The organism is Mycobacterium sp. UM_Kg1, from assembly GCF_000972925.1.
Taxonomy (GTDB): Bacteria; Actinomycetota; Actinomycetes; order Mycobacteriales; family Mycobacteriaceae; genus Mycobacterium; species Mycobacterium hiberniae.
Genome location: NZ_JRMK01000017.1, coordinates 19,033 through 44,059, shown reverse-complemented (window position 1 = coordinate 44,059; position 25,027 = coordinate 19,033). Strand labels below are relative to the sequence as shown.

General features: G+C 69.3%; 24 protein-coding genes and 1 tRNA gene. 13 read left to right on the top strand and 12 right to left on the bottom strand.

The window, feature by feature from the left end; all coding sequences use genetic code 11:
* Window positions 1-382: 382 nt before the first annotated feature.
* Window positions 383-619 carry a hypothetical protein gene (locus tag LI92_RS04595; RefSeq protein ID WP_152665332.1) on the top strand — a complete coding sequence of 79 codons (237 nt, stop codon included), beginning with the start codon at window positions 383-385 and terminating at the stop codon, window positions 617-619.
* Window positions 620-733: 114 nt separating this feature from the next.
* Here LI92_RS04595 and LI92_RS04590 read toward each other — a convergent pair.
* A tRNA-Leu gene (locus LI92_RS04590) sits at window positions 734-807 on the bottom strand.
* 379 nt (window positions 808-1,186) lie between these two features.
* Here LI92_RS04590 and LI92_RS04580 point away from each other — a divergent pair.
* The 12 genes from LI92_RS04580 to LI92_RS04525 all read left to right on the top strand — a co-directional run bounded on the left by LI92_RS04580 (window position 1,187) and on the right by LI92_RS04525 (window position 12,436).
* Window positions 1,187-1,594, top strand: coding sequence for a type VII secretion target (locus LI92_RS04580; RefSeq protein ID WP_082109548.1), 408 nt, complete (start codon window positions 1,187-1,189; stop codon window positions 1,592-1,594).
* A gap of 6 nt (window positions 1,595-1,600) precedes the next feature.
* Window positions 1,601-3,292, top strand: coding sequence for an alpha/beta hydrolase (locus tag LI92_RS21805; RefSeq protein ID WP_052740702.1), 1,692 nt, complete (start codon window positions 1,601-1,603; stop codon window positions 3,290-3,292).
* Between the two features lie 5 nt (window positions 3,293-3,297).
* Window positions 3,298-3,945 carry a hypothetical protein gene (locus LI92_RS04570; RefSeq protein WP_046316426.1) on the top strand — a complete coding sequence of 216 codons (648 nt, stop codon included), beginning with the start codon at window positions 3,298-3,300 and terminating at the stop codon, window positions 3,943-3,945.
* 496 nt (window positions 3,946-4,441) lie between these two features.
* Window positions 4,442-4,741, top strand: coding sequence for a PE family protein (locus LI92_RS04565; protein ID WP_046316441.1), 300 nt, complete (start codon window positions 4,442-4,444; stop codon window positions 4,739-4,741).
* A 28-nt stretch (window positions 4,742-4,769) separates the two neighbouring features.
* A complete protein-coding gene (locus tag LI92_RS04560; RefSeq protein ID WP_046316424.1) occupies window positions 4,770-5,909 on the top strand; it encodes a PPE family protein in 1,140 nt (379 codons plus the stop codon).
* A 35-nt stretch (window positions 5,910-5,944) separates the two neighbouring features.
* Entirely contained in the window at window positions 5,945-6,241 is a 297-nt protein-coding gene (locus LI92_RS04555) for a WXG100 family type VII secretion target (protein WP_046316422.1), read from the top strand.
* Window positions 6,242-6,273: 32 nt separating this feature from the next.
* Window positions 6,274-6,558: a WXG100 family type VII secretion target gene (locus tag LI92_RS04550; RefSeq protein WP_046316439.1), complete on the top strand. Its 285-nt coding sequence runs from the start codon at window positions 6,274-6,276 to the stop codon at window positions 6,556-6,558.
* A gap of 134 nt (window positions 6,559-6,692) precedes the next feature.
* A complete protein-coding gene (locus LI92_RS04545; RefSeq protein ID WP_046316419.1) occupies window positions 6,693-7,505 on the top strand; it encodes a PE family protein in 813 nt (270 codons plus the stop codon).
* 16 nt (window positions 7,506-7,521) lie between these two features.
* Entirely contained in the window at window positions 7,522-8,697 is a 1,176-nt protein-coding gene (locus LI92_RS04540) for a PPE family protein (RefSeq protein WP_046316417.1), read from the top strand.
* A gap of 28 nt (window positions 8,698-8,725) precedes the next feature.
* Window positions 8,726-11,233, top strand: coding sequence for a DUF4118 domain-containing protein (locus LI92_RS04535; RefSeq protein WP_046316415.1), 2,508 nt, complete (start codon window positions 8,726-8,728; stop codon window positions 11,231-11,233).
* Entirely contained in the window at window positions 11,233-11,916 is a 684-nt protein-coding gene (locus tag LI92_RS04530; RefSeq protein ID WP_046316413.1) for a response regulator, read from the top strand. Before LI92_RS04535 ends, LI92_RS04530 begins: the two co-directional genes overlap by 1 nt.
* A gap of 64 nt (window positions 11,917-11,980) precedes the next feature.
* Window positions 11,981-12,436 carry a DUF1942 domain-containing protein gene (locus LI92_RS04525; protein WP_046316410.1) on the top strand — a complete coding sequence of 152 codons (456 nt, stop codon included), beginning with the start codon at window positions 11,981-11,983 and terminating at the stop codon, window positions 12,434-12,436.
* A gap of 1 nt (window position 12,437) precedes the next feature.
* Here the strand turns inward: LI92_RS04525 and LI92_RS04520 are convergent, their stop codons facing one another.
* From LI92_RS04520 to sigC, 11 genes are all read right to left on the bottom strand, one after another.
* Window positions 12,438-14,972: a sensor histidine kinase gene (locus LI92_RS04520; protein WP_046316408.1), complete on the bottom strand. Its 2,535-nt coding sequence runs from the start codon at window positions 14,970-14,972 to the stop codon at window positions 12,438-12,440.
* Between the two features lie 7 nt (window positions 14,973-14,979).
* Window positions 14,980-15,873, bottom strand: coding sequence for a potassium-transporting ATPase subunit C (locus LI92_RS04515; RefSeq protein WP_046316406.1), 894 nt, complete (start codon window positions 15,871-15,873; stop codon window positions 14,980-14,982).
* Between the two features lies 1 nt (window position 15,874).
* On the bottom strand, window positions 15,875-18,013 hold the full coding sequence (gene kdpB / locus LI92_RS04510; protein ID WP_046316404.1) for a potassium-transporting ATPase subunit KdpB: 2,139 nt from the start codon (window positions 18,011-18,013) through the stop codon (window positions 15,875-15,877).
* A 1-nt stretch (window position 18,014) separates the two neighbouring features.
* Window positions 18,015-19,685 carry a potassium-transporting ATPase subunit KdpA gene (gene kdpA, locus LI92_RS04505; RefSeq protein ID WP_046316403.1) on the bottom strand — a complete coding sequence of 557 codons (1,671 nt, stop codon included), beginning with the start codon at window positions 19,683-19,685 and terminating at the stop codon, window positions 18,015-18,017.
* Window positions 19,686-19,775: a potassium-transporting ATPase subunit F gene (locus LI92_RS24265; protein WP_046316401.1), complete on the bottom strand. Its 90-nt coding sequence runs from the start codon at window positions 19,773-19,775 to the stop codon at window positions 19,686-19,688.
* A 226-nt stretch (window positions 19,776-20,001) separates the two neighbouring features.
* Window positions 20,002-20,946 carry a Ppx/GppA phosphatase family protein gene (locus LI92_RS04495; RefSeq protein ID WP_046316399.1) on the bottom strand — a complete coding sequence of 315 codons (945 nt, stop codon included), beginning with the start codon at window positions 20,944-20,946 and terminating at the stop codon, window positions 20,002-20,004.
* A gap of 49 nt (window positions 20,947-20,995) precedes the next feature.
* Entirely contained in the window at window positions 20,996-21,487 is a 492-nt protein-coding gene (locus LI92_RS04490; RefSeq protein WP_046316397.1) for a DUF501 domain-containing protein, read from the bottom strand.
* Entirely contained in the window at window positions 21,480-22,142 is a 663-nt protein-coding gene (locus LI92_RS04485) for an FtsB family cell division protein (RefSeq protein WP_046316395.1), read from the bottom strand. Before LI92_RS04485 ends, LI92_RS04490 begins: the two co-directional genes overlap by 8 nt.
* Before the next feature lie 18 nt (window positions 22,143-22,160).
* A complete protein-coding gene (gene eno, locus LI92_RS04480) occupies window positions 22,161-23,450 on the bottom strand; it encodes a phosphopyruvate hydratase (RefSeq protein ID WP_046316393.1) in 1,290 nt (429 codons plus the stop codon).
* Between the two features lie 77 nt (window positions 23,451-23,527).
* Window positions 23,528-24,262, bottom strand: coding sequence for a lytic transglycosylase domain-containing protein (locus tag LI92_RS04475; protein ID WP_046316390.1), 735 nt, complete (start codon window positions 24,260-24,262; stop codon window positions 23,528-23,530).
* A gap of 123 nt (window positions 24,263-24,385) precedes the next feature.
* On the bottom strand, window positions 24,386-24,946 hold the full coding sequence (gene sigC, locus LI92_RS24260; protein WP_286134854.1) for an RNA polymerase sigma factor SigC: 561 nt from the start codon (window positions 24,944-24,946) through the stop codon (window positions 24,386-24,388).
* Window positions 24,947-25,027: the final 81 nt, after the last annotated feature.

Genomic DNA, 25,027 nt, shown 5'->3' with positions numbered 1-25,027 from the left:
ACGGGTAGATGCCAGACACATCCACTCCGTCAGGAGGTCCTCCCCATTTCAAGCAGGCACGCCGTCAACAACCTCCGAGGTCACAACACTTAGGCGCCATACTGTGATGCGCGCGATCCCGCGGCGCGAGACGAGAGAACCTCACCCAGTTGATCCGACAAGTCCGAGGCCGGCCTGCCAGGCCATCTCCGGTACGTCGCTCGGGTGCGCGGCCGTCGCGCCAGCCGGGGGGATCGACCGCGCCGGAGGCTCGGTGACGGCCCACGAGCTCCCCGACGAGCAGGTGCCGGGCGGGCTGTCGCGCGACTCGTCCCCGTAGTTCGAGGAAACAGCCGGCGCCCTGGCCGACCTGGCCGCCCCGGCCCGCCGGTTCGTGGCCGACGTGTCGGCGCTGCCGGGCCCGCCGACCCGATTTCTGCGCCCCGGGTCCCCGACCGGGGACCTGATCTTGGTCCGCGGGACCGTCGGGGTCCAGCTCGACGAGGAGATCGAGATCGTCGTCGTGTTCGGTCCCAGCGGGGCCGCCGAGTACGGCCACCTGGACCCTGATCGGCGCTTCGACCATGCGCTGGGCCCGGTCCGGGACGCGCTCGCCGCGCAGGCGGCCGACGGACGCTGAGGCGCGCCGCACAGCCCCGGCCTTGGTCGCCGGTGGCGCGGATCGACGGTTGACGCGGCGGGCAGTCATCGGCAGTCGCACGGGCCACCAACCCGATTACCAACACAAACACCGTGCCCCCAGTCGGACTCGAACCGACACTGTGCGGATTTTAAGTCCGCTGCCTCTGCCAATTGGGCTATGGGGGCGTTGCAGGTCAGAGCCTGTTTGAGGCCGCCTCGGCCTGACGTTCCGAATACCGCCGTGATACCGCAGCGCTCTCGATGGCCTTCAAGGCCGCTGTCGCATGCCCTAGGAGTTTCTGCACGACTTTGACGTTAGCGCCTGCACTGATCGCCAGTGACGCGGTGGGGTGCCTTAGGCCGTGGGGACATCAGCCCGTCTATACCGACGTCTGCGCACGCGTTGCCGAATGCCCAGCGGTACTCACCGAGCCGTAGGAACCGCCCTTCCGCCTGGGAACACCAAAGTGTTCGGTCGATCGGCAACTCGACCTTGAGTTTCTTCCAGACAGACGAGAGGGTTGGGTCTATCCCCTGAATCGCGTCCTTCAAATACAGTTCCCCAATGACCTCCCCTACCCTCAAGGTCACCCCCGAAGGTCTGCGTACCGTCGCGCAACGTTGCGAAACTCTCGCCGCGACAGTCGCCCCGGCTCTGCCGACCGTGACTCTGTCCACCTGGCAGTCCACCGGCGCAGCCACGGGCGCGGTGAACGCCGCGATGAGCGCCATCGGCACCGCCTGCAAATCCCGGATGACCGCGAACGGGAGCAAGCTCACCAAAGCAGCGACCGAATACCAGGACCAGGACGAGCAGGGGGCGCAGCGCCTCACCGCGGTGGCCTCGCACCTGCCCGCCGGCCCGGGCGGCGACGGTGGGGCCGGCGGGCTGCCGCCGGGCATCACCCCCCGGGTCCCGCGCGCAGCCGGTGGCGACGACGGCGCAGCCGGCGGATTCGGCGTAGGCAGGTAACACCCGATGTCTGGTCTACCGACCCTCTCCGAGGTCCGCGCTGCCAGCTGGGATCACCTGCGGGCCAGCGCAGCCGCCTGGCGAAACCTCGGCCGCACGTGGGAGTCCGCATTCACCGAGGTGCATCAAGCCTCCATGCGCCCCGGCGGGACCGAGTGGACCGGTTCAGGTGCCGAAGCCTTCCAGGACCGCGCCTACCTCGACCTGGTGAAAATCCGCACGCCCGTTGATACCACCGACACCCTCGCAGGGATCGCCGAGCGCGGTGCCGATGCCCAGGACGGCACCAAGAGTTCGGTGCTCGACACCGTGGACGAAATCGAGAACGACAACTTCACGGTCGGTGAAGACTGGTCCGTCACCGACCGGATCACCTGGTACCGCTCCGCCGCCGAGTTGGAACAGCGTGAACTGGCAGCCGAGGGCCACCGCAGCTACCTGATGTCCAAGGTCTACAAACTCGTCCACGACGAGGATGACCTCTCCCGCAACCTCACCGCAGCCGGCGCGGGGTTGCACGAGTTCAGCTTCGGCGACGAGGGCGCCGACGGCGGTGCAGGTGGTGTTGGCGTGCGGGGGCCGGACCTTCCGCCGGATGATCCGCAGCAGTTCACGCAGTGGTGGACTCACTTGTCAGAGGACCAGAAAGATGCCGTCTACGACAGCGACCACTTCATCGGCAACCACCCGGGGATGCCGTTCGCAGACAAGAACCACTACAACAACGAACGTCATCTGCCCGAGCTGATGGCCAATGCCCAGGCCAACGTCGATTCGATGCAAGGGCGCTACGACCACCTGGCCCGCCAGGTCTACATGGGCGATCACAGCCCGGAGACAAGCAGCGAGCTAGCTGCTCTCGGAACGCAACTACAAGCGGCCAAGCACTCGCTGGCGGAGTATCAGGGCGTGCAGAACGCGATGAAGGCGCCGAAAGATGGCCCGTCTCGCTACCTGGGTTTCCTCGATGACAAGGGCCACGCCGCGGTGTCGATCGGCAATCCCGACAATGCCAGCCACAACGCCGTCCTGGTGCCCGGAACTGGCGACGACCTCACCCACGTCGGGGGCAACATGACCAGGGCAGCGGCGATGTACGACGCGGCGATGGTTGCTAACCGCGACCTCCACACCGGAGACGTATCGGTGACGACCTGGATGGCGTATGACCGCCCGATGTCTGTACTGGAACAGGCGCCGTGGCCCAGCTACGCCCAGCACGGGGCCGGTGCCCTCGACTCATTCGAGAACGGGATGCGGGCCTCGCACATCGGAGCACCGTCCACCGACACCGTGATCGGGCACAGCTACGGCACCACATTGGTCGGAGCGGCGGCCAGCGACGGGCACCATCTGGCCGCCGACAATGTCATCGCGGTCGCCAGCCCAGGCATGCTGGTAGACCATGCCAGCGACCTGAACATCAACCCCGGGGGCACGGTGTATGCCATGACTGACCCGTTCGATCCGATCAGCCTCGCCAACGTCGTCACTTCCCATACCCTCGGGCCCGACCCGATGGGCGCGGATTTCGGAGCAAACAACCTCTTCGCCGGAAGTGGAGTTGGCACAGGACCGGGCGGACTCTTCCCGAGCCTGAAAACCCACGGCAGCTACTGGGATGCGAACACTCCGTCGCTGGCCAACCTGGGCGCGGTGATCGGCGGCGTGCAAGCTCCCTACCCGGTAGGGGGCTAGACATCATGGGCAACGAGTACCGGCGCGGTATTGCGCAGCTTCAGCAGATCATGGCACTTGCGCTGCTCGGATTTCTGACAGTCGGCTGCCACACCGAACAACCGCTGGGTCCGCCTGTCCCCACAGGGGCAACTATTTCGGGAGGTTCCACCATGACATCGGCACCCCCGCCCCCTCCGGGGTGGAAAGCGATTGTCGTCACGCCGACGAGTCAGCAACAAGCCCAGGACACGGTGCTCGCATACCTCAAGAAGACACTTACCGCGCTACCTCCTGGAATCGCCTTCGACGCGAGTCGATACAGCGGCGGCACCACCGCCGTGCCATGCAACGATTCACCCCTCAACACCAACCCGCCGGTCGAGTTCACGGCAACCGGCGACCTGACTGTGCCCTCAGAGGTCGACGCCGACAAGCTCATCACCCAGACAGGCGACATCTGGACGAGCTGGGGCTGGTGGGTCTTCGAGCGCGACGATTTCCGTAAACCCAACAGGTTCGGTTATTCGCCGGATGGTTACACCTTCCAGATCAGGGCGTCCAACCCGCCGGGATACCCGCCCAGCGTCATTGCGACTTCGCCGTGTTTCCCGCACGACATTGCACGTGACGACATCCCCTTCCCGAGGACGATTACGGCTGAAGTTGGGTGACTGAAACCGGTGTTCTATCAAGCTCCGGGTCCCGTGGCGCACCATCGACCAGGTCGAAGTAGCCACCCTGGAAGGGGTTGACTGGTTCGTGTTGACGACGGTTGAGAGCACTCTCCGCGCCATCGGCACTCCGGCGTAGCGCCACACTCCCCCACCGCGGGCACGCCGGCACCGCAATCCGCGCCCGGCCAGCCCCATCCAAGGCCTGTCGGCTGCCCACAAATCAGCCTTGTAGCCGACCCGCGAGCAGAGACCTGCCTCACAAATCGACGCCAACTTGTCGGCCGTCTCCGACCCGCCTCTAGGCGGCAAATCCGCAGGCACAGTGGGGATTTGCGGCGCAGACGGGATGCGGACATCAAGGACTCATCAAGGTTCGTTCCGGGGGCGTTAAGAGCGCGTAAGGACACGAGCTTTCCGAGCGGCGCATCGGCACTGTGGATCTCGTGGCCGGCACGGTGCCGGCTCGTTCGATGAGGAGATGGTGATGTCGTTGATGTCGTTCGTGAGCGCTCAGCCCGCAGAGCTGACGGCCGCGGCCGGCGAATTGACCGGTATCGGCTCGGCGATGGCCGCCCAGAACGCGGCGGCCGCCCCGGCGACAACCGGTGTGATCCCCGCTGCGGCGGACCCGGTGTCGGCGTTGACCGCCGCCCAGTTCGCTGCGCACGCCGGGCTGTACCAGGCGGTCAGTGCCCAGGCGGATGCGGTTCACCAGATGTTCGTCACCACCTTGATGACCAGCGCCGGCGCGTACGAGGCGACCGAGGCCGCCAACGCGATCGCAGCCCGCTAGGTCCACAGACACACAAAGGATTCGAGAAATGTTGGAGTTCGGGGCATTGCCCCCGGAGATCAACTCTGCCTGGATCTACACCGGACCGGGAGCGGCGCCCATGCTGGCCGCCGCCACCGCCTGGCAGGGCTTGGCCGTGGAACTGGGCATGACGGCCGCCGCGTATCAGGCGGTGGTCACCACGCTGGCCGGCGGGCCGTGGACGGGCCCGTCGTCGGCGGCGATGATCGCCGCGGTCACGCCCTACGTGGCGTGGCTGAACACCACCGCCGAGCTGGCCGAGCAGACCGCCACCCAGGCCACCGCGGCCGCGGCGGCGTTCGAGACGGCGTTCGCCATGACAGTGCCGCCGCCGCTGATCGCGGCCAACCGCAGCTTGTTGATGATGCTGGTCGCGACCAACCTGCTGGGCCAGAACACCCCGGCGATCATGGCCACCGAGGCGCAGTACGCGCAGATGTGGGCCCAGGACGCCGCGGCCATGTACGGCTACGCGGGCTCGGCGGCGGCCGCCGCACAGGTGACCCCGTTCACCGAGCCCGTCACCAGCACCAGCCCGGCAGGCCTGAGCGGCGTCTCCCAGCTGATCTCGGCGATCCCCTCAGCGCTGCAAAGCTTTTCGTCGCCGCTGCAGTCCGGGTCGTCGGCCGCAGAGGGGATGCTGAGCGGCCTGCTGAACCCCGCCGACCTGACCTCGATGGCGAGCTCGAGTGGCTCGAACCTGATGGGTGTGTTGTCGAACATGCTGGGCATCTTCGGCAGCGCCGGTGACGGCAGCCCCGCGACATCCGCGCTGGCCGCGGCGCCTATGTATGCGGCCCCCGCCCTGACGGGCGCGGCGCGGCTGGCCAGTTCGGCCGGAACGCTGGGTAGCGGCGCGCTGGGCGCGGCGGGCAAAAGCGCCGGCGTGGTGGCCGGCATGGGGCGGTCGGCCTCGGTCGGCCTGTTGTCGGTCCCCCCGACATGGGCCTCCGCCGGCGCCACGGTGGGCAACAGCACCACCGCGCTCGCCGGCGCGGCCCTGCCGGCCGCGGCCGAGCGCGGCGCGGGCGCCATGCCCGCCGGGATGCCCATCGCACCGATGGCCGCACGCGCCAACTCCTCGACCAACGCCAACAACTACGGATTTCGGCCCACCGTCACCATCCATCCGGTGGCGGCCGGCTGAGCAGTGAAAACAGAACAACCCAAGGAGAAAGAACAATGACCACCCGTTTCATGACCGACCCGCACGCCATGCGTGCAACGGCGGCCCGCTTCGACGCCCACGCGCAGACCGTGGAGGACGAAGCCCGGCGGATGTGGGCGTCGACGACCAGCATTTCCGGCTCCGGCTGGGGCGGGCTGGCCGAACGCACGTCCTACGACACCATGGGGCAGATGCAGACCGCGTTCAGCAACATCGTCAAGATGCTGCACGACGTGCGCGACGGACTGCTCCGTGACGCCAACCTCTACGAACAGCAGGAAGCTGCTTCGCAGCAGGTCCTGAGCAGCTAACCCAATCACAACAACAAGGAGTAATGATTCCGATGTCCATCAACTACCAGTTCGGTGATGTCGACGCCCACGGCGCGCTGATCCGCGCCCAGGCCGCCGCCCTGGAGGCCGAACACCAGGCGATCGTGCACGACGTGCTGGCCGCCGGGGACTTCTGGGGCGGCGCCGGCTCGGTGGCCTGCCAGGAGTTCGTGACCGCCCTCGGGCGCAACTTCCAGGTCATTTACGAGCAGGCCAACGCCCACGGGCAGAAGGTGCAGACAGCCGGCAACAACATGGCCGGCACCGACGCCGCCGTCGGGTCCAGCTGGGCCTGATAGCAAACCGTCAATAATCCGTGCCATACCGTTAAGAACTCGTTAACGACACCTCACAGCCGCAGGTCGAGCGAAAAAGTGGAGCGATAACCCGGCCCCGCAGGGGCCGGCTCCACTCTTCGCGAGGAGCTGTCATGTCGTTCCTGACCACCCATCCCGAGGCGTTGACCGCGGCGGCCGGTGACCTGCAAACGATCGCCGCGGGACTCAACGCCCAGAACGCGGCCGTGGCCAGCCCGATCACCGGGTTGGCCCCGGCCGCCGCCGACGAGGTCTCCGCGCTGCAGGCCGCCCAGTTCTCCGCCTACGGCACGCTGTATCAGCAGATCAGCGCCCAGGCCGCGGCCATGCAGGAATTGTTCATCCACACCCTGCGCACCAGCGCCGAGTCCTATGGACAGACCGAGTCCGCCAACTCCGCGGCGGCCACCTCCACCGCGGGGCTGGGCACCGCGTCCAGCCTGGCGAACGCCGGAACGGGCGCCGCCGCCGACCCGACCTATGGGCTCGGTGGAATCGCCAGCAACTCCGCCATCCTGGCCGCCATGCAGGCCAGCAACCTGGCCTCCGGCACCTCGGCGTTCACCAGCCTGGGCACCGGCTTCATCACCAACCCGTCCGGCGTGGTCCACCACATCACCGGCGCCGTCGACGCCGAACTGGTCGCCCAGACCACACCGGCCCCCGCCGGAGCCCCGGTGGCCGCGGCCGCCGGCCAGGCCGCCCCGGTCAACAAGCTCTCGGCGCCGCCCACCTGGGCCGCCGAAGCCGAACCGGCCGCCACCGCCCGCCCGCTCGCCGCCGCCGGCCCGGCCGCCGCACCGCACGGTGCGGCCACGCTGCCCGCCGGTGCTCCCGTGGCGCCCGCCGAGCGCGGCCGCTACGGGTTCGGCCGGCCGCGCTACGGCGTCAAGCCGGTTGTGATGCCCCGTAAGCCGATCGTCTAGGACGGATCTCGCCGACATGGATTACGCAGCCCTGCCCCCCGAGATCAACTCCGCACGCATGTACGCCGGCGCCGGCGCCGCGCCGATGACCGCTGCCGCCACGGCCTGGAACGCGCTGGGCGCCGAACTGGCCACCACCGCGGCCAGCTACGAGTCGGTGATCTCCACGCTGACCGAGGAGACCTGGCGCGGCCCGGCCGCCGCGGCGATGGCCGCCGCCGCCCGGCCCTACATCGGCTGGCTCAACACCACCGCCGCTGCCGCCGAGCACGCCGCGGCTCAGGCATCGGCGTCGGCCGCAGCCTACGAGGCGGCCTTCGCGATGACGGTGCCGCCGGCGGTGGTGGCCGCCAACCGGGCACAGTTCGCGGCCCTGGTGGCGACCAACTTCCTGGGGCTCAACACCGCGGCGATCGCGGCGGTGGAGGCCCAGTACGCCGAGATGTGGGCGCAGGATGCCCTGGCCATGTACGGCTACGCGGCCTCGTCGTCGCTGGCCGGGGTGCTGCAACCGCTGAACACCCCGGCACCCGGCACCAACCCGGCCGGCCTGGCCGGTCAGGGCGCCGCGGTGGCCCAGGCGTCGGCCGGCAGCGCCCAGGACGGCCTGTCGCAGTTGGTCTCCGGTCTGCCCGCGGCCGTGCAGACCCTGGCCGGCCCGGCCGCGGCGTCACTGCCGGCGCAGGGCGGTGCCGACTTCCTGTCCAACTTCATCGGCTCCACCCAGAACATCGGGATCTGGAACGGACTGCAGACCTACAGTTCGGCGTTGAGCAACGCCGGTGTGTGGCACATGTTCGCCGGTATCGCCAGCGCCATCGCCATCGCGCACGGACCCGCGGCCGACGCGGCGGGATTGATGGTGCTGGCGGACTCCGTGGGCGCCCCGGCCGGGGCGGCTTCCGGGGGCGCACCGGTGCTGGCCGGCCTCGGCAAGGCCGCCGCGGCCGGCGGGCTGTCGGTGCCGTCCAGTTGGCCCGCGGCGGTGCCGGCGACGGCGACGTCCATTCCCGACAATGCCGCCACCCTGGTCAGCCACGGTTGGACCGACGCCGAGGAGGCCGGCACGGTCAACGCCGTCGGGGCCGGGATTCCGGCGGCGGCCGCGGCGGCGCGCAGCGGCTCGGGGTCGAGCAACCCGCGCTACGGGTTCAAGCCCACCGTGATGGCACGGCCCGTCGCCGCTGGCTGAGGACGCCGTTTGCCGGGATGATGGTCGGGTGAGTGTCGTGAGCCAGCGCCCCCGGCGCGGTGAACTCCGCATCTACTTAGGGGCTGCGCCCGGAGTCGGGAAGACCTACGCCATGCTCGGCGAAGCCCACCGTCGCGCCGAGCGCGGCACCGATGTGGTGGCCGCCGCGGTGCAGACGCACGGCCGCCCCAAGACTGCCGAACTGCTGCAGGGCCTCGAGATCGTCGGCGAGCCCGGCGGCGAACTCGACGTCGACGCGGTGCTGGCACGCCACCCGCAGGTGGTCTTGGTCGACGACCTCGCCCACACCAACCCGCCCGGCAGCCGCAACGCCAAACGCTGGCAGGACATCGAAGAACTGCTCGACGCGGGCATCACCGTCATCTCCACCCTCAACGTCCAGCAGCTGGAGAGCTTGAGCGACGTCGCCGCCAAGATCACCGGGACCCCCCAGCTCGACACCGTCCCCGACGCGGTCGTGCGCAGGGCCGAGCAGATCGAACTCATCGACATCGCACCGGAAGCACTGCGCCGCAGGCTGTCCCACGGCAACGTCTATCCCCCGGAGAAGGTGGATGCGGCGCTGGCCAATTACTTCCGCGGCGAGACCCTGACCGCGCTGCGGGAACTGGCGCTGCTGTGGCTGGCCGGGCAGGTCGACGCCGCACTGACCCGGTACCGGGCCGACAAGAAGATCACCGAGACCTGGGAGGCCCGGGAACGCATCGTGGCAGCGGTCACCGGCGGACCCGAATCCGAGGCCCTGGTGCGCCGGGCGTCCCGGATCGCCTCCAAAGCCGGTGGTGAACTGCTGGTGCTGCACGTCCTGGGCGGCGACGGCCTGTCGGGAGCACCGGCCCCGTGGGTCGGCAAAATGCGCCAGCTGGCGATCAGCCTGGGAGCCTCGCTGCACACCGTGATCGGCGACGACGTGCCGACCGGGCTCCTGGAGTTCGCCCGTGACGTCAACGCCACCCAGCTGGTGATCGGCAGCTCCCGGCGGTCGCGCTGGGCGCGCATCTTCGACGAGGGCGTCGGTGCGGCGGTGGTGCAGCACTCCGGCGACATCGACGTGCACATCGTCACCACCGACGCCGCCCGTCCGGGTCTGCGGGCGCTGTCGCTCTCGCCGCCGGAACGGCGCGCAGTGTCCTGGCTGGCGGCGGTCGTGGTGCCCTGCGTGATGTGCGCGATCACCGTGGGCCTGCTCGACCGCTACCTGGAGACCGGTCTGAGTGCGCTGTTCTTCGTCGGTGTGCTGCTGGTGGCCCTGCTCGGCGGGATCGGCCCGGCGGTGCTCTCGGCAGTGTTGTCGGGAGTGCTGCTGAACTACTTCCTGCTCGCGCCGCGTCACGACTTCACCGTCGCCGAAACCGACGCCGCGGTAACCGAAGTGGTGCTGCTGTTGGTGGCGGTGGCGGTGGCGGCCCTGGTCGACAGCGCCGCCAACCGCAGCCGGGAGGCCGGCCGGGCCTCACGCGAAGCCGAACTGATGACGCTGTTCGCCGGATCAGTGCTGCGCGGCGCGGATCTGGACACCCTGCTCGAGCGGGTTCGCGAGACCTACGCGCAGCGCTCGGTCAGCCTGGTTCGGGTGTCGAACAACACCGCGACTACCCAGGTGGTGGCCTCGGTGGGCGAAGAACCGTGTACCTCGGTCGATCTCGCGGACACCTCGATCGATGTGGGCGACAACGAATTCTGGATGCTGATGGCCGGCCGGCAGTTGGCCTCACGTGATCGGCGGGTGCTGTCGGTGGTGGCCCGGCAGGCCGCCGGACTGGTCCGCCAGGAGGAACTGGCCGCCGAGGCCGACCGCGCCGACGCGGTGATGCGCACCGATGAGCTGCGCCGTTCATTGTTGTCGGCGGTCAGCCATGACCTGCGCACCCCGCTGGCCGCGGCCAAGGCGGCGGTGTCGAGCCTGCGCGCCGACGACGTCGACTTCTCCCCCGCCGACACCGCCGAACTGCTGGCCACCGTGGAGGAATCGATCGACCAACTCACCGACCTGGTGGGCAACCTGCTGGACTCCTCGCGGCTGGCGGCCGGTGTGATCCGGCCCGAGCTGACCAAGGTCTACCTGGAAGAGGTGGTGCAGCGCGCTTTGGTCGGAATCGGAAAGCGCAGCAGCGCCTTCGCCCGGGCCGGAGTGGACCAGGTGAAGGTCGAGGTCGGGGCGACCGTGGCGATGGCCGACGCCGGTCTGCTGGAACGGGTGCTGGCCAACGTGATCGACAACGCGTTGCGCTACGCCTCTGACAGCGTGGTGCGGGTGACGGCCGGCCGCGTCGGAGACCGGGTGCTGATCAACGTCGCCGATGAGGGCCGCGGCCTGCCCCCGGGGGGCGAGGCGTATGTGTTCGGTCCGTTCCAGCGCTTCGGCGACCGCGACAACACCAGCGGGGTCGGCCTGGGGCTGTCGGTGGCGCGCGGCTTCACCGAGGCGATGGGCGGCACCATCACGGCGACGGAGACGCCCGGTGGCGGGTTGACCATGGTGATAGATCTGGCCGCACCGGGGGGAGAGAGCTGATGAGCACACGGGTTCTGGTAGTCGACGACGAGCCGCAGATCCTGCGCGCGCTGAAGATCAACCTGTCGGTGCGCGGCTACGAAGTCGTCACCGCCTCGACCGGGGCCGGAGCGTTGCGCGCCGCCGCTGAGCAGCGCCCTGACGTGGTGATCCTGGACCTGGGGCTGCCCGACATCTCCGGCATCGAGGTGCTGGCCGGGCTTCGCGGCTGGCTGACGGCTCCGGTGATCGTGCTGTCGGCGCGCACTGATTCCGCCGACAAGGTGGAGGCCCTGGACGCCGGCGCCGACGACTACGTCACCAAACCCTTCGGAATGGACGAATTCCTGGCTCGACTGCGGGCCGCCGCACGGCGCAATACCGCCACCGCCGAGATCGACCAGCCGATAGTCGAGACCTCTTCGTTCACCGTGGACCTGGCGGCCAAGAAAGTCATCAAGAACGGCGGCGAGGTGCACTTGACCCCCACCGAGTGGGGCATGTTGGAGATGCTGGTGCGCAACCGGGGCAAATTGGTGGGCCGCGACGAATTGCTCACCCAGGTGTGGGGTCCGGCCTACGCCAAGGAGACCCAGTACCTGCGGGTTTACCTGGCTCAGTTGCGGCGCAAACTCGAAGACGATCCGTCGAATCCCAAGCATCTGCTCACCGAGGCGGGGATGGGTTATCGCTTCGAGGTGTGAATTGCAGGTTTTGAATTCCGTCGGCGCGGATATGCCTTCCGAACCAAGCGGAAGGAGCAATACCGTGATGTTCTCCCACATCGCCAAGAAAACAGCCGTGGCAACGGCCGGCCTCGCGGCGGCAGGAATGCTGGCAGTGGCGCCGGCATGGGCCGACCCTCAGGTGGTCGGTTTCGGCGACTCGCAAGAAATCCAGAGCCCCGGCGGAGCTATCGATTACACCGTCGAAAACCTGCAGCCCAGCGGGCACAATGACGGGATCTGGTATTCGGACGTCACCGCGCGCGCGGTAAGCGGCACTCCGACACCCAATATCGCCGACTTCAACGCCCGCGCCGTCAACAGCTCGACGTTTGCGGTGATGAAGGGCAACGAAACCGACGGCCTGCCCAACACGCCTATCGCGACGGGCAGCCAGACCACTGGCCGGCTCTACTTCGACGTCAAAAACGGCACGGCGCCCGACAGCGTCGTCTACCGCGACGCCGCCGGAGTCGACAAGGTCATCTGGAAGCACTGAGTCACGGCTCGGGCGGCGCGGCCAGATCCAGCACCATGGTGAGCCCGCCGCCCGGTGTCTCGGTGGCGCAGAGGGTTCCGCCCATCGCTTCGGCGAACCCTCGCGCCACCGACAGGCCCAGCCCGATCCCGGTGGTGTTGTGCTGGTCGCCGCTGCGCTGGAAGGGCTCGAACAGGCGCTCGCCGCCCGGCGGCAGGCCCCGGCCCTGGTCGGCGATGTTGAGCACCACCCGGTCGCCGAGCCGGGATGCACTGACCCGCACGGAGCCGGTCGGGGCGTAGCGCAGGGCGTTGTCCAGCAGGTTGGCCAGGACCCGGTCCAGCAGCCCCGCATCGGCCAGCACCACCGCGTCGCCCACGTCGACGGCGACACGCTCGATACCGGTACGGCGAAAGCCGGTGTCGCCGCGGCCGATACTTCCCATGGCGCGTTCCACAGCGTCGTCGAGATACACCCCGTGCAACTCCGGTCGCACCACCCCGGCGGCCAGCCGGGAGGAGTCGAGCAGGTTGGCCACCAGTGCGGTGAGTTGGTCGACCGATTCCTCAACGGTGGCCAGCAGTTCGGCGGTGTCCTCCGGTGAGAATCCGACGTCGTCGGCGCGCAGGCTCGACACCGCGGCCTTGGCCGCGGCCAGCGGGGTCCGCAAGTCATGACTGACCGCCGACAGCAGCGAGCGGCGCAGTTCATCGGCGCGTACGACGGCCTCGGCGCGGGTGGACTCGGCGGCCAGTTCACGCTGCCTGACCAGACCGGCAGCCTGTTTGGCCACCGCCGACAGCACCCGTCGGTCACGGGCCGCCAACTGTCTTCCCGAGAGCAGCATCCAGAATTCCTCGTCGGCGTCGATCGCGGTGTCGGCGGACTCGACGGTCAACTGCGGTGCCTCGCCCACGGTGGCGATGATCGTGCGCCCGGATTCCGTGTCGGCGGGGGTGCGCATCCGCAGCAGGCTCACCGCCCGCAGCGCGTAGGTCTCCCGCACGCGTTCCAGCAGCGTCGCAAGATCGGCGCCGCGCAGCACCGCCCCGGAGAACAGGGCCAAAAGCTCCGCGTCATGTGACGCACGGCCGGCCTCGCGGGCGCGTTCGGCGGCACGATCCACCAGCGCCGCGACGGCAACTGCGACCAACAGCAGGACGATCTCGGTGATCGCCGAATCGGTGTCGGCGATGGTGAAGCTGTAGCGTGGGTCGATCAGGAAATAGTTGAGCAGCAACCCCGATATCACCGCCGAAACACTTGCCGCCCCAACGCCTCCCAGCAGCGACACCACGAGCACACTGACGAAGAACAGCGCGCTCTCGCCGCCCACCCCGAGCAGCGGGTCCAACAGTTTCACGGTGACGGCGCACACCGCCGCGGGTACGAACGCCGCCGCCAGCCACGGCAGGGCGCGACGTTGCCGGGCGGACATCACCGGCATACGGATGCCGCTCCGGGACTCCTCGTGGGTCACGATGTGGACGTCGATCTTGCCGGACCGGCGCACCACCGTGGCTCCGATGCCCTCCTCGAACAGCCGCGCCCAGCGGGACCGGCGTGACGTCCCGATCACCAGCTGCGTGGCGTTGACTTCGCGAGCGAAGTCCAGCAGCGCGCTCGGCACGTCGTCGCCGACGACGACGTGCAGTGCAGCGCCCAGGCTGCCGGCCAGTTCGCGGATCTTCCCGATCCGCGCGGGCGGCAAGCCCGCGTGCCCGTCGCCGTTCAGCACGTGCAGTGCCTCCAGCTCCGCCCCGGACCGCGACGCGATCCGTGAGGCACGCCGGATCAGCGTCTCCGATTCCGGGCCGCCGGTCACGGCCACCACCACACGCTCGCGGGCCTCCCAGGTGGCGGTGATCTTGTTGTCGGCGCGGTATTTGGCCAGCGCGGCGTCCACCTGGTCCGCCACCCACAGCAGCGCCAGTTCCCGCAGCGCTGTGAGGTTGCCGCCCCGGAAGAAGTTCGACAGGGCCGCGTCGACTTTCTCCGGTGCGTAGACGTTTCCGTGAGCGAGTCGTCGGCGCAGGGCTTCGGGAGCGATGTCGACGAGTTCCAGCTGCGACGCCTGCCGGACGAACGCATCCGGCACGGTCTCCTGCTGCTGTACGCCGGTGATCTCGGCGACGACGTCGTTGAGGCTCTCCAGGTGCTGCACATTGAGTGTGGAGATCACCGTGATTCCGGCAGCGAGCAGTTGTTCGACGTCCTGCCACCGTTTGTGGTTGGTGCTTCCCGGCGTATTGGTGTGGGCCAGCTCGTCGACGAGCGCCACCTGCGGCCGTCGCGCCAGCACGGCGTCGACATCGAGTTCGGGGAAACGCTTGCCGCGGTAGTCGATCCAGCGCGGCGGGACCACCTCGATTCCCTCGAGCAGTTCCTCGGTGTGCCGCCGGCCGTAGGTCTCGACCACCGCCGCCACCACGTCGGTGCCCCGCTCCAGCCGCCGATGGGCCTCCCCGAGCATTGCGTAGGTTTTGCCGACACCGGGCGCCGCACCGAGGTAGATGCGCAACTCCCCACGCTTGCAAGGCGAGTCGTAAGGGCTCACAGTTCGATCATCCGCCCCGGCAGCAACCGGCGACAGGGTGCAGGCGGTCCAATTCCAGGTTGACCGCGACCACGTTCACCCGGGCCTCGCCGAGGAATCCCAGCAGCCGGCCGCGCTGATGGGCGCCGATCACCGCGCGCACGTCGGCTGCACTGATACCCCGCGCTTTCGCGATCCGCTCGGCCTGCAGGTCGGCGTAGGCCGGTGAGATGTCGGGGTCCAGGCCGCTGCCGCCGGCGGTGACCGCATCGGCCGGCACCCGGGGATGCCCGGGCGCCGCCCCCCGGATCGGCACGATGCGGCCGGCCGCATAGTCCTCGCCCGGCTGCGCGCATTGCACCCGGACGCCGTGGAATTCGGCCATAAAGGGTGCGCTGCCGGCCTGGCACGGTTCGTTGACGCTGACCACACGGCTTGGATGGGTGACGGCGCCGTGGGCATCGCGCGGGCCGAAAACGTCCAGTACCGCGCCCTTTCCGCCGGGAGTGCAGAACGGCCGCGCCCCGGCCGCCGCACCCAGGCCTTCCACCTGTGCCACGGCTACGCTGCGCGTGCAGACTTCGCTGAGCAGGCTCGGGTGCGCGGGCCGGTCGACCACGCTTTCCGGGCCCAAATTGCTTGCCCCGCTTGCCAGCGTGTCGTAACCGGTTGCGCTCGGTCGGCTCTGCAGATACTGGGGCAACGGACGGCCGGCGGCGTCGGTGAACGACTGCCCGATCAGGGCGCTGGCGACCGGCCGGCCGTCGACGGTGATCAGTGAGCCTTCGGCGCGGCTGTGCAGACCGGGGATCTGCGCCACCAGCCAGACGAACAGCGGGTAGCCGATGCCCAGGATGGCGGTCAACACCAGCAGTGCCCGCAGCGCCACCAGGTGGCCCCGGACCGCGTCCGTCATCCTCATCTCAGGCCATCCCGGGTAGCAGCTGCACCAGCAGGTCGATCAGTTTGATACCGAGGAACGGGGCCACGATGCCGCCCAGGCCGTAGACCGCAAGGTTGCGGTTGAGCAGCGCGGACGCGCTGCCCGCGACGTAGCGCACTCCGCGCAGCGCCAGCGGGATCAGGGCGGCGATGATCAGCGCGTTGAAGATCACCGCCGACAGGATCGCCGACTGCGGACTGTGCAACCGCATCACGTTGAGCAGGCCCAGTCCCGGGAAGATCGCCACGAACAGTGCCGGGATGATGGCGAAGTATTTGGCGATGTCGTTGGCGATCGAGAACGTGGTCAGCGCGCCCCGGGTGATCAGCAGCTGCTTGCCGATCTCCACGATCTCGATGAGTTTGGTGGGGTCGGAGTCCAGGTCCACCATGTTGCCGGCTTCCTTGGCGGCACTGGTGCCGGTGTTCATCGCCACCCCGACATCGGCCTGTGCCAGCGCCGGGGCGTCGTTGGTGCCGTCGCCGGTCATCGCGACCAGCCGACCGCCCTGCTGCTCCCGTTTGATCAGCATCAGCTTGTCTTCGGGGGTGGCCTCGGCAAGGAAGTCATCGACCCCGGCCTCATCGGCAATCGCCTTGGCGGTCAGCGGGTTGTCGCCGGTGATCATCACGGTCCGGATGCCCATCCGGCGCATCGCGTCGAACCGCTCGCGCATGCCCTGCTTGAGCACGTCGCGCAGGTGAATGACACCGAGCACCCTGGCGGGTCCGCCGATGAGCACTTCGGCGACCACCAGCGGGGTGCCACCGGCGGCGCCGATACCGTCGACGATCTGGCCGAGTTCGGTGAGGATCTCGCCGCCGTGGCCGCGCACCCAGTCCGCCACCGCATGGGTGGCGCCTTTGCGCAGTTGGCGTCCGCCGATGTCCACCCCGGACATGCGCGTCAGCGCAGAGAACTCGACCCAGGTCGCGGCCATCAGTTCGCCCGGTGTGCGGGTACGCAGCCCGTAGGCCTCTTTGGCATAGACGACGATCGAGCGCCCCTCGGGGGTTTCATCGGCGAGGCTGGACAGCTGGGCGGCGTCGGCGAGTTCGGCGGCGCTCACCCCGGTCAGCGCAAGGAACTCCGAGGCGTGCCGGTTGCCCAGGGTGATGGTGCCGGTCTTGTCCAGCAGCAGGGTGTTGACGTCGCCGGCGGCTTCCACCGCGCGGCCGGACATGGCCAGCACATTGCGCTGCACCAGCCGGTCCATGCCGGCGATCCCGATGGCGGACAGCAGCGCCCCGATCGTGGTGGGGATCAGGCAGACCAGCAGCGCCACCAGAACGATGCCGGTGACGCCGTTGCCGTTGAGCGCCGCGGTGTCGGCGACACCGGGATTGTTGGTCTTGGAGTAGATCGCCAGCGGCTGCAGGGTGGCCACGGCGATCACCAGGATGATGCTGAGGGCGGCCAGCAGGATGTTCAACGCGATCTCGTTCGGGGTCCGTTGCCGGTTGGCGCCTTCGACCAGCGCGATCATCCGGTCGACGAAGCTGTGTCCGGGCTGCTGGGTGATCCGGACCACGATGCGGTCCGAGAGCACCCGGGTTCCGCCGGTGACCGCCGAGCGGTCTCCGCCGGATTCCCGGATCACCGGCGCCGATTCGCCGGTGATCGCCGATTCGTCCACCGAGGCGATGCCCTGCACCACGTCGCCGTCGCCGGGGATGATCTCGCCCGCCTCGACCACCACGACGTCGCCCCGTTGCAGCAGCGGCGCCGCGACGGCCTCCTCGGAGCCGGGCGTGGTGGGGGTCCAGCCGCGGAGCCGGCGCGCGACCGTGTCGGACTTGGACTTTCGCAGCGCGTCGGCCTGCGCCTTGCCGCGGCCTTCGGCGACCGCCTCGGCCAGGTTGGCGATCACCACCGTGAGCCACAGCCAGCCCACGGTCAGCCAGCCGAACCAACTCGGATCGCCCATCGCCAACACCGTCGACCACGCGGCGCCGATCTCGACGATCAGCATCACCGGGGTGCGCCACAGGGTGCGGGGATCGAGCTTGCGCAGCGCGGCGGGCAGCGACCGGGCCAGCAGGGCGCGGTCGATCAGGCCGCTGGGCACCTGCCGGTGCGCGGTCTGCGGTGACGGGGAGGCGGCCAGGGCCGGGAGCATGTCAGTGCAGCCCTTCAGCCAGCGGCCCCAGCGCCAGCGACGGCAGGAAGGTGAGTGCGACCAGGATGACCGTCACGCCGACCACCAGACCCACGAACTGGGGTTTGTGGGTGGGCAGCGTGCCGATCGATTCCGGGGTGCGGCCCTGCGCGGCGAGCGCCCCGGCCAGCGCGAGAACCATGATGATCGGCACGAATCTGCCGATGAGCATGGCGATTCCCAGTGCGGTCTCGTACCACGTCCCGTCGGCGGCCAGGCCTGCGAACGCCGAACCGTTGTTGTTGGCCGCGGAGGTGAAGGCGTACAGCACCTCGGACAGTCCGTGCGGGCCGGTGTTGCTCATCGCCGAGCGCGGTCCCGGCAGGGCGATCGAGATGGCCGTGCCGGCCAGCACGACCACCGGCATCACCAGGAAATAGCTTGCCGCCAGCTTGATTTCGCGCGCCGTGATCTTCTTCCCCAGATATTCCGGGGTACGCCCCACCATCAGACCGGCGACGAACACCGTGATCACGGCGAGGATCAGCAGTCCGTAGAGGCCGGAACCGGCACCGCCGGGCGCCACTTCCCCGAGCTGCATGTCGACCATCGTCATCAGGCCGCCCAGACTGGTGTAGGAGTCGTGCGCGGAATTCACCGCGCCGGTGGATGTCAGCGTGGTGGCGGCGGCGAAGACCGCGGAGTCGGCGACCCCCAGGCGCTGCTCGACCCCTACGCCGGCGGCCCCGACCGCGGTGGGAACGGTGCCGTGGTGCGCCAGCTGCGACCCGCTGAGCAGGCCGACGCCGATGACGGCCAGCACAGCCATGACGGCGACGATGGCGTGCCCCTGCTTGGCGCTGCCCACCATGCGCCCGAACGTTCGGGGCAGCGAGAACGCGATGGCCAGCAGCAGGAAGATCTCCAACCAGTTGGTCCACGCGGTGGGGTTCTCGAAGGGATGCGCGGAGTTGGCGTTATAGAAGCCACCCCCGTTGGTGCCCAACAGCTTTATGGACTCCTGGCTGGCCACCGGGCCACCGGGAAGGGTCTGCGGCGCGCTTGCGATCGTGGCCAGGGTCTGGTCTTCGACGTGGAAGTTCTGGACGACGCCGCCGGCGATCAAGACGACGGCGGCAAGCGTCGCGATGGGCAACAGGATGCGCAGGGTGCCGCGGACCAGATCAACCCAGAATGAGCCCAGCACCGCGGTGCGCCGTCGCGCGAAGCCGCGCACCAAGGCGATGGCCACCGCCATCCCGACCGCTGCGGACACGAAGTTCTGCACCGCCAAGGCGGCCATCTGCACCAGATGCCCCTGGGCCGATTCCCCGGCGTACGCCTGCCAGTTGGTGTTGGTGACGAAGCTGACCGCGGTGTTCCACGCCAGCCCGGCAGTCATCGCGCCCGCCGGATGGGGGCGATGCAGCACCAGCGCGCCCTGCACCAACTGCGCCGCGAACACGAACACCACGCACACCGCCGAGAAAGCCAGCACGCTGCGCGCATAGCCGACCCAGGTCTGCTCGCGCCCGGGGTCGACACCCATCATGCGGTAAATGAATCGTTCACCGCGGGAATGGGTTTCGCGGGCGTAGACCCGGTGCATGTAGTCCCCCAGTGGGGCGTGCACGATAACCAGCGCCACCACCAGCGAGGACAGGAACACCGCCGACGCGGCCGCCGTGGTCAACTAGAACCTTTCCGGGAAGAGCAGCGCCGCGACCAGCAGCGCGAGCACCAGAACGGTCAGTGCCAGACCGACGGCGTTGGCGATGCTCACAGTCGCTCCACCCACCTCAGCACCGCGCCGAGCAGGGCGAAGAGCACCACCGTCAGGATCAGGTACGCAACGACAGCCACGTGGTCTCCTTCTCGGGAACCCGCCTGCCCTGAAGCTAGACCCGCTCAACCGGCACGGTGGTGGCCGTTGACGCTTTCTTTACGCTCGACGCGGCGTCCTTAACGGCTCGATTACGCTGCGGCCGCACCCGGCCCGGGTGGGGCCACTAAGCGATCGACAACACGATTCCGTCCAGAATGTCGTGTTCGCTGACCACCAGCTCGCCGATACCGGCGCGCTCGGCGAAGATCCGGGCCAGTTCCTGGACGACGATCGCGCCGCCGCCGATCACGTCGACACGGCCGGGATGCATCGGACCCAGCGCGGCCCGCTCGGCACGGGTCATCCCGATCAGCCGGTCGCAGACCGCCGTCAACTCGTCGAAGCCGGTATGCGACAGGTGAATCACTGCCGGGTCGTACTTCTGCAGACCGAGCGCCAACGCCGCCAGCGTCGTCATGGTGCCGGCCACCCCCACCCAGGTCCGGGCGCGCTGGACGGGCACGGCCGCGACCGCTTCGCCGAGCAGTCCGCGGACCATGTCGCGGGCAGCCGAAACCTCGGCAGCGGTCGGCGGGTCGGAATGCAGGCACCGCTCGGTGACCCGGACACAGCCCACGTTCGCCGAATAGCTGGCCACCACCCCGTTCTCGGGATCCCCGAGCACCACCTCGGTGGATCCGCCCCCCAGATCCACGACCACGAATGGTCCGTCGGCGCCGTCCAACTCGCCGACCGCGCCGCGGAAGGACAGTTGCGCTTCCTGCGCTCCGGTGATGACCTCGGCCACGGTGCCCGGTACCGCCCGGCCCAGGACCTGCGCGGTCATCGCGAAGAACACGTCGCGGTTGGCCGCGTCCCGGGTGGCCGAGGTGGCCACCATCCGCACTCGTGAAACACCGTGGGCCAGCAGCAGATCAGCGTAGTCAGCCAGCGCCGCGCGGGTGCGTTCCAACGCCTCGGGGGCGAATCGCCCGGTCGCGTCGACGCCCTCGCCCAGCCGCACGACGCGCATCTCGCGATGGATGTCGCGCAGGCCGCCGTTCACCGGCTCGGCGATCAGCAGCCGAATCGAGTTGGTGCCGCAGTCGATTCCCGCCACCGCGTTCATGCGCACCGCTTCACGGCAGCACTGCGTTGTGCCCCGTCGAGGACGCGTGTCATAGCCAGTCCTGCGGGGCCAGGATGCCGGCCATCGCCGGTTCGGCCGTCAATATCGCCAGCGCCTCGTCACCGAACGGGTTGACCCCGCGGCCCTTGGCCAGCGCATGCGCCATCAGCACGTGCAGGCATTTCACCCGGTCGGGCATCCCGCCGCCGGTGAACGTGGTGCCCAGCGGCTCAATCGCATCCCGTTCGGCGAGATAGGACTCGTGTGCGGCCCGGTAGCGGGCTGCTAGCTCGGGGTCGTGCTGCAGCCGCTCGGTCATCTCGGCCATCAGGCCGGAAGACTCCAACCGGCTGGCCGCGGCGGTCAGCGCCGGGTGCGTCAGGTAGTACAGGGTGGGAAACGGTGTCCCGTCGGGCAGCTTCGGGGCGGTCTTGACCACGGCGGGCTCGCCGTTGGGGCACCGGTAGGAGATCTCCAGGACGCCGCGGGCCTCGCGGCCCAGTTGCCGGCTCACCGTGTCCAGGTCGGCGCGATCAACCACGGGGCACCACCGGTACAGGCGGGGCGGGCAGCCCCGGCGGACCGGGCGGTCCCGGGGGGCCCGGCGGCACCGGCGCGGGGTGTGGCGCGTCGGCGATGGTGTGCCACAGCGCGGTGTACCAGGGATCATCGCTGGCCAAGGCCGGGGAGTCGGCGCCCGGTTCGCCGGGCATCTCCGGTGCGCCGGGCAGCTGCACCTGGTACGGGATTTCGCCGGGCATGACGAAGCCGAGCCGCTGGCGGGCCTGCGCCCGGATGTGCGCGGGATCGTCCAGGTTGGCCTTCTGCTGCTGCAGGTCGCTGATCTGGCGGTGCAGGGTGTCCTCCAATTGGGACTGCTGTTTCATCTCCGCGTGCTGGGCGAAGAAGGTACGGACCGGCCCGGCGAGGGTCAGGGTGAGCACGCACATCACCGCGGCCAGGATCACCGCCCGCCGGGCGGTGAACCCCACCCGCAGCTCCGAGCTCTGCTCGGCCGCCGCCGCGATGGCGCGTTTGACCGCTCCGGCCGGCGACGGCGCCGGGGTTCGCGAGCTGGTGGTCCCTCGGCGTACCGCCGGCGCCCGGCGCGGGCGCGCCCGTCCGTTTTCTCCGCCCCGTCCCGGCCGCGACGTCGCGGCGCGCCGCTTGGCGTCGGGCCGTTTCGGATCGGACATGGCAGCGGCCCCTGGCTGCTACTTGCTCTCCGGCGCGTAACGGGGGAAGGCCAGCTCGCCGGCGTAACGGGCTGCGTCGCCGAGTTCCTCCTCGATACGCAACAGCTGGTTGTACTTGGCCACCCGCTCGCTGCGGGCCGGAGCGCCGGTCTTGATCTGGCCGCTGCTGACGGCCACCGCCAGGTCGGCGATGGTGGTGTCCTCGGTCTCGCCGCTGCGGTGGCTCATCATGGTGCGGTAACCGCTGTGGTGAGCCAGGGTGACCGCGTCCAGGGTCTCGGTCAGGGTGCCGATCTGGTTGACCTTGACCAGCAGCGCGTTCGCCGCACCCCGCTCGATGCCCTCCTCGAGACGTTCGGGGTTGGTGACGAACAGGTCGTCACCGACCAGCTGCACCCGGTCCCCGATCGCCGAGGTCAGCGACACCCAGCCGTCCCAGTCGTCCTCGGACAGCGGGTCTTCGATCGACACCAGCGGGTAGCTGTCGAGCAGCGAGGCGTAGAACTCGGCCAGCTGCTCAGCGGTGCGGTTCTGCTTCTCGAACGCGTAGCCGCTGCCCTCGGTGTAGAACTCGGTGGCCGCGACGTCGAGCGCCAGCGCCACATCGCTGCCCAGCTTGAGGCCGGTGGCCTCGATCGCGGTGCTGATGAGGTCCAGCGCGGCGGTGGTGCCGGCGACGTCGGGGGCGAAACCGCCCTCGTCGCCCAGACCGGTGGCCAGGCCCTGCTTCTTGAGCACGGCCTTGAGCGAGTGGTAGACCTCCGCGCCCCAGCGCAGCGACTCCGCGAAGTTGGGTGCGCCGATCGGGGCGACCATGAACTCCTGAACGTCGACTCCGGTGTCGGCGTGCGCGCCGCCGTTGAGGATGTTCATCATCGGCACCGGCAGGATGTGGGCGTTGGGGCCGCCGAGGTAGCGGTACAACGGCAGCGCCGCGGAGTCGGCTGCGGCCTTGGCCACCGCCAGCGACACCCCGAGCATGGCGTTGGCGCCCAGCCGGGACTTGTCCGGCGTGCCGTCGAGGTCCAGCAGTGCCTGGTCGACCAACCGCTGGTCGTCGGCGCTGATACCGATGACCACCGGCGCGATCTCGTCCAGGACCGCGGTGACCGCCTTCTGCACACCCTTGCCGCCGTAGCGCGCGCCACCGTCGCGCAGCTCCACGGCCTCGTGCTCACCGGTGGAGGCACCGGAGGGCACCGCGGCCCGGGCGAAGGTGCCGTCCTCCAGCGCGACCTCGACCTCGACCGTGGGGTTGCCGCGGGAATCGAGGATCTCGCGGGCGCCGACCTGCTGGATGATGGGCACTGACTTCTCCTTGAGCTGAGTGGGGACTGCTTTGTCCTAGTGAGGGCCTGCTGGGAGCCTAGCCCGTACCGGACGCCTCACAGCGGGCGACCGGCTGCGTATGCCGCAGCCCAATCCCGGACGGCGCGGGCGTAGATCTCCGACTGGTTGTAAGCCATCAGCGCCGTCATCCAGCCCTTGGGGGTGGCCAGATCTTTACCGCGCCAGCACAGGTAGCCGGCCGCCGACAGCGCGGCGTCGTCGATGTTGTCCGGGCTGATGATGCCGTCGTTGTTGGCGTCGACGCCGTAAAGCCGCCAGGTCTCCGGGATGAACTGCATCGGACCCATAGCGCGGACCACGCCGTCGTCGTCGGCCAGATCCGGCTGGACCTCCTCGACGATGTGCAGATTGCCCCCGGAGCCGTCGAGCCGGACCCCACGGATCTTGGGCCGCACATCGCCGTTGCGTGCCACCGTGGCGTTGTTGTAGTGCCCGTGGTGACTCTCGATCTGGCCGATACCGGCCAGCGTGGTCCAGCCCAGGTGGCAGCCGGGGTTCTCCACCTCGGCGACCCGCGCGGCGTAGGCGTAGGCCTCCAGCGCGGTGATCGGGATGCCCAGCAGCGGGGCCCGCTCGGCGGCCCACTGATAGAGCTGGTCGGCGGGCCGGCCGGACGCGAGGTCGGTGCTGACCGGCGGGACCGGGTCACCCGGTGGCGGCGGAACGCCCTGCGGGATCGGGTTGCCGAGCTGCCAGCTGCAGCTGGATGCCAGCAGGACAGCCGTCGCGCCCACCACGGCAGCCGTCCGCAGCCAACGTAGCGCCGACACCGATCTCCCCAAGCTCGAAACTCTGGTTACCCGTCCATCGTTCCATGACTGCTCCGCCGACGGCGGCTCTGACCGGGCTTCACGCCCGGCCGAATCTCGGCCCGCCCGCGCGGACCCGGCGGTCTAACCGGTCAGTTCACCGTGCTCGGGGTCGGCGAGCAGCGCGTCACGCGCGCGGGCGACCCGGGACCTGATGGTGCCCACCGGGCAGCCACAGACCTCGGCGGCGTCGTGGTAGGACAGCCCGAACAGCTGGGTCAGCAGCAATGCCTCGCGCTGATCGGTCGACAGGCCGGCGATCAGCGCGGTCACCTCGACGACGTCTTCGAAGCCGCGGGTGGGCCGGTCACGGTCGAGCAGCAGCTCGGGGTCGATTCCCGGTGCGGTGCGCGGACGCGACTTGAGGTAGCGGATGTGGTCGGCCACCACCCGCCGGGCGATGGCCAGCAGCCAGGTCCGGGCGCTTGAACGGCCGGCGAACCGCGGGATCGCGCTGATCGCCCGCAGGTAGGTCTCCTGGGTCAGGTCGTCCGCGCTGACTCCGTCGAAGAGGTAGGCGACAAAGCGCCAGACGTCTTTCTGGGTGGCTTTGATGAACGATTCCAGCGCGCGCGCGTCGCCGGCCGCGGCAGCTACGGCGAGTGCGGTGACAGCGTGGTCGTCGACTCGCTCAGCTCCCGCCATGGACGACAACTTTAGCCCGGGATACGCAACCCGATTACGACGCATGGTCGTAGAGCCGGCCGCGTGGTTGACCGATCGCAG